A 5,017-nucleotide genomic window follows, 5' to 3' on the forward strand; every position below is an offset into this window, starting at 1 on the left:
GCATCACGCGCATCAGCTCGTCCAGTGCCGGGGCGAGGTGCCGGTCGGCGAGCTGATAGCGGCTGCGGCGTCCGTCGGGGATCCCCTCCACGAGACCGCATCCGCGCAGGCACGCCAGATGATTCGAGAGGAGCTGGCGGCTGACTCCGAGCTCGTCGGCGAGATCGGAGGGGTAGGCCGGAGTCTCGCGGAGCGCCAGGAGGATCGCCGCCCTCGTCGGATCAGAGAGGGCATGCCCGAGGCGAGCCACGGCGGCGGTGTGGGTGGGGGAGGCGGTCAGCGTCACACGCCAACTGTACACAAAATACTGAACTCAGCGGATCGTGTATCCGCGTGCTCCTCAGCTGCTGAGGCGCGCCAGGCGCGCTTGCAGGCCTGTCAGCATCGCGTCAAGGCCTGCCTCGAACGACGCCAGGGCAGCGCCGTCTCCCCGCACCGAGCGCCGGCTCGCAGCGGTGACGCGGCTCAAGGTGGGCGCATCGTCGGGGCTGCGAAGCTCGAACATGTCGTCGGGGGCGACGGCGTCCAAGGAAGCGCCGAGAATGAAGTCCTCCAGCGCCACGAGTGCTGTCATCACGTCTTCCTCCGGCCAGCCCGCGCTCAGGAAGGCGCCGACCACCCGCTCGTACATCTCTGTCGTTCGACCGGCGCCGTCCAGCGCTGTGGTCGCGAAGACCGCGATCGTCGCGGGGTGGCGCGCGAAGGCATCACGGTACGACCGCGCCCAGACCCGCAGCGCGTCGAAGAAGGGAGTCGAGTCGAAGATCTTGACGTCGATCCGATCGCTGACCAGCTCACGGACGCGAGCGAGCACTTCCTCCTTGCCGGTGACATGGTTGTAGAGTGCCGACGCGCCGACGCCCAAGTGGCGCGCGAGCTGCGTCATCGTGAAATCGCCGTCATCATCGAGCATCTCGATGGCGGCCTCTGCGATGCTGTCGGCGGTGATGAGAGGCGTGACGGGGCGACCCGCGCGTCGGGCGGGGCGCGGGGGTACTCGTCTCTCGCGCGCAGCTTCGGGAGTCATGGAAGCTTCATCGTACTCTCCGCCCGCTCCCCGCGGTCGCTCGATGGGGAACGGATGTCGTCATCGAAAGTAAATGAATTTAATTCATTTTACATCCGATATCTACGGCGTGAGTGAGTCGGAAACATGCATGTAACGCGCCCGTAATCCGCCAAAAAGTTCCTATTGTGCCCGCTCCTGATGGGGTCTACTATCGAGCTTCAACAAATGAATCTCGTTCATTTGTTGGATCTCGGAGGATGTCGATGACGACGTCACACCCCGCTCGGACCCCACCACACGCACCGCCGCTGACGCTCTTGCCCATCATGCCCGTCGAGTCACAACCTTTCTCGTCCAGCCCGACCGCCGACACCCCGCTGGCGCAGAGCGCGCCAGTTCTGACCGCAAGAAACCGCCCGAGAGGGCAGCAGGAGGTTCCCATGACTGTCACTGTGTTCCGTGACGGCGCCATCCGTGTCGACGGCTCATCGCCGGACGCCGATCAGCTCATCGTCATCGACGGTGTCATCGCCCCCTACGGCAGCGCTGTGCCCGACGATGCCGAGTACGTCGATCTCGAGGGCGGACTCCTGCTGCCCGCCTTCGGCGAGGGCCACGCTCATCCGCTGCTGGCCGGGCGCGAACGCGTGGGTCCGGAGCTGCGAGACGCCACGACCGTCGAGGCGGTCGTCGCCCGCGTGCAGGCGTGGGCCGCCGTGTCGGATGCGTCGTGGCTCGTCGGCGGCAGTTACGACGCCACGATCGTCGAGGGCGGGATGTTCGACGCCCGCTGGCTCGACGCGGTCGAACGGCCCGTCGTGCTCCACGCCTGGGACTACCACACCGCCTGGGTCAACAGCGCCGCACTCCGCGCTGCCGGGGTCGATGCGACGACCCCGGACCCGGAGCTGGGTCGCATCGCACGACGCGCCGACGGCTCGCCCCTGGGCACCCTCATAGAGCGCCCGGCGATCGACCTCGTGCTCGACCATGCGCCGCAGCCCACGATCGCCGCCGATGTCGACGCTCTGACGTGGGCGGGCGAGCACCTCGCGGCACACGGGGTGACCTGGGTGCAGGAGGCCTGGTGCGAGATCGAGGACGTCCCCGCCTGGCGCGCGGCCGCAGCCTCCGGCAGGCTCGTCGTCGACGCCGACATCGCTCTGCGCGCCGACCCGATCCGCTGGCCCGCGCAGCTCGACGAACTGCGCCGCGTCGCCGGTGAGATCGACGGCACCCCGGGGCTGACGTGCCGCACGGTGAAATTCTTCGTCGACGGCATTCTCGAGAATCACACGGCGCATCTGATCGAGTGCTACCACGACGCCCGTACCCACGGCCTGCCCAACTGGTCGCCCGAGCGGCTCGTCGACGCCGTCGCGGCGTGCGACGCCGCCGGATTCGACGTACACCTGCACGCCATCGGCGACGCCGCCATGCGCGCCGCCCTCGACGCCGCGGAAGGCATCCACGAGAGCCTCCGCCGCGGCCGACGCCTCACGATCGCGCACGCGCAGGTCATCGACCCGGCAGACCTGCCGCGCCTGGCCGCCCTCGACGTGACGATCTGCTTCCAGCCCCAGTGGGCGCTCGAAGACGCCGTCATGACCGATCTCACGCTGCCCCGCCTCGGCCCGCAGCGGGAACTGCAGTACCGCATGCACTCCGCTCACAAAGCCGGTGCACGCCTCAGCTTCGGCAGTGACTGGCCCGTCGCCGCCCCCGACATGCTCGCTGGTATCCGTACCGCGATCACCCGTCAGGATGTGAGCGGCCACCCCTCCGGAGGGTGGCAGCCGCAGGAGCGACTCACCGTGGACGAAGCCATCGACGCCGCCACAAGCGGCGTCGCGTGGCAGGGCGGCGATCAGGACCGCCGCGGAGCTCTCCGCCCCGGGATGCCCGCCGACCTCGTCTGGCTCACCGACGACATCCGCTCGATCGAGCCCGCCGCCATCGCCGACGTCCGCGTCCGCGGCACGTGGCGACGCGGCATCCGCACCTTCACGGCGACGGCCCCCGTCGTCGCCGTACGCTGACCCGAACAGGATTGCCATGACCTCCACCGACACCTCGCTCAAGCGGGTGATGGGAGTTCCCTCCCTCGTCATCTTCGGCCTCGCCTATATGGTGCCCTTGGCCGTGTTCACCACCTACGGCCTGGTCGCCGTCACCACGAACGGCCACGTTCCGACCGCGTATCTCGTGACCCTCGTCGCGATGCTCTTCACCGCCTTCAGCTACGCCGCACTCGTACCCGCGTTCCCTCGCGCGGGCAGCGCCTACACCTACGCCCGCAAGGCGTTCGGCGGCCACGTCGGCTTCCTGACCGGCTGGGCGCTCATGCTCGACTACCTGCTGCTCCCGCTCATCAACTACGTGCTGATCGGCATCTACCTCAACGCGCAGCTGCCGGGCATACCGCCGTGGATCTTCGCGCTGGTCGCCATCCTCGTCATCACCGTGCTCAACGTGATCGGCATCAAGGTCGTGCGCAACGCGAACCTCGTTCTCGTCGGGATGCAGCTCATCTTCGCCGCGGTCTTCGTGGTCTGCGCGATCGGCTATGCGGTGCAGAACCCCACGGTCTCTCTGCTGCAGCCGCTCTACGACGCCGGACTCAGCTTCCAGGGTCTGCTGGCGGGCGGGGCGATCCTCGCGCTCTCGTTCCTCGGTTTCGACGCCATCTCGACGATGTCGGAGGAGGCGCGTGATCCGGGTCGCACGGTGCCGAGAGCGATCATCCTCACGACGATCCTCGGCGGGCTCATCTTCACGATCATCGCCTACGTGTCCACGCTCGTCATCCCCTCCGTCGCCGACATCGAGAACCCCGACGCGGCGGCGAACCAGATCATGGAGGTCGCCGCCGGGAAATGGCTGGAGATCTTCTTCCTCATCGCCTACATCGCAGGCTGCTTCGCCGCGGCACTCGCCTCGCAGGCCTCCGTCGCCCGCATCCTGTTCGCGATGGGTCGCGACGGCGTGCTGCCGCGCCGGCTGTTCGGGACGCTCAGCACGCGGTGGCAGACGCCGATCGGTGCCGCGGTGTTCGTCGGCGTCGTGTCGCTGGCAGCCCTCGTGGCCGATCTGAACACCGTCGCCTCGCTCATCAGCTTCGGCGCGCTCGCCGCCTTCTCGCTCGTGAATCTCGCCGTCATCAAGCACTTTCTCATCGACGAACGCCGCCGCGGCGGTGCGGCTGTGCTCCGCTTCGGTGTGCTGCCGGCTCTGGGGTTCCTGCTCACCGCGTGGCTCTGGCTCAGCCTCTCGGGCCTGGCGCTCGTCGTCGGGCTGATCTGGGTCGCCCTGGGAATCGTCTGGCTCGCCGTCATCACCCGCGGCTTCCGGCGCCGGCCGCCGGAGGTCGAGTTCGACGAGACCGACACCGATGCCGACTCCGGCGTGCGCGTGATCGCCTGAGTCGCGAGGGAGAAGAAGGCTCGGCCCGATGCAGGGTCGAGCCTTCCTCTGTCCTCACTCACCGGGTGCTCTTCCCCGGGGAAGTGAGCAGCGTGGCGGGAGGGGACAGCACGAGGACCTCCGTGGTCGATGTGGGCATCACACCCACTCGATCCAGGGAGGTCCTCGTGTCGTACGTCAGTCCCGCGGCTCGCCGGCGGGGGTCACTCGCCGTTGCGCAGGTCGCTGAGGGTTCGACGTTCGAAAGCGATGTCGGCGAAGGAGGCTGTGCATCCGTCTCCGGTCGGGCTCTGCACTTCGAAACCCACCGACAGCTCGGTCGCTGCTCCCGGCAAGGTGAACGCACGGACGAAACGCCATTCGCCCCTGTCGTGCGCGTGGAAAGCCAGAACGTTTCCTACCCGTGAGATGCGGAGCCGTGCCGTGGGAGCATTCACGAGGAACCCGTTGGCGTCATCCGACGTCCCTTTCGTGACGACCGACACGATCATCACCTCTCCTGCCGGAGAACGCTCGAAGCACAGCTTCGCCCAATTGGTGTCGTCGACCCACGCGAGCAGAACCCCCGCGTCGAACGTCGCTCGA

The 5,017-nt window shown here is 67.9% G+C and carries 5 protein-coding genes; 2 read left to right on the forward strand and 3 right to left on the reverse strand.

Annotation, left to right across the window (positions count from 1 at the left end; translation table 11 throughout):
- Together ABTZ43_RS16975 and ABTZ43_RS16980 are read right to left on the reverse strand one after the other, a co-directional pair.
- On the reverse strand, positions 1-286 hold a 286-nt coding region (locus ABTZ43_RS16975; protein WP_350539621.1), incomplete at its 3' end, for an ArsR/SmtB family transcription factor.
- Positions 287-340: 54 nt separating this feature from the next.
- The gene (locus tag ABTZ43_RS16980) at positions 341-1,027 is read right to left on the reverse strand and encodes a TetR/AcrR family transcriptional regulator (protein ID WP_350539622.1); all 687 of its coding nucleotides are present in this window, start codon (positions 1,025-1,027) and stop codon (positions 341-343) included.
- Positions 1,028-1,449: 422 nt separating this feature from the next.
- On the opposite strand from ABTZ43_RS16980, the gene ABTZ43_RS16985 reads away from it, so the two are divergent.
- Positions 1,450-3,048, forward strand: coding sequence for an amidohydrolase (locus tag ABTZ43_RS16985; RefSeq protein ID WP_314096833.1), 1,599 nt, complete (start codon positions 1,450-1,452; stop codon positions 3,046-3,048).
- A gap of 16 nt (positions 3,049-3,064) precedes the next feature.
- Positions 3,065-4,432, forward strand: a complete 1,368-nt coding sequence (locus tag ABTZ43_RS16990) for an APC family permease (RefSeq protein WP_314096830.1) — start codon at positions 3,065-3,067, stop codon at positions 4,430-4,432.
- A 203-nt stretch (positions 4,433-4,635) separates the two neighbouring features.
- Here ABTZ43_RS16990 and ABTZ43_RS16995 read toward each other — a convergent pair.
- On the reverse strand, positions 4,636-5,017 hold a 382-nt coding region (locus ABTZ43_RS16995; RefSeq protein WP_350539623.1), incomplete at its 5' end, for a DUF1349 domain-containing protein.

This window comes from Microbacterium sp. NPDC097977 (assembly GCF_040302605.1).
In the GTDB taxonomy this organism is placed as follows: Bacteria; Actinomycetota; Actinomycetes; order Actinomycetales; family Microbacteriaceae; genus Microbacterium.

Bases quoted from the DNA above. Each gene is read 5' to 3' on its own strand.
- ABTZ43_RS16990 (WP_314096830.1), top strand. From the start codon at position 3,065: ATGACCTCCACCGACACCTCGCTCAAGCGGGTGATGGGAGTTCCCTCC.
- ABTZ43_RS16980 (WP_350539622.1), bottom strand. From the start codon at position 1,027: ATGACTCCCGAAGCTGCGCGCGAGAGACGAGTACCCCCGCGCCCCGCC.
- ABTZ43_RS16985 (WP_314096833.1), top strand. From the start codon at position 1,450: ATGACTGTCACTGTGTTCCGTGACGGCGCCATCCGTGTCGACGGCTCA.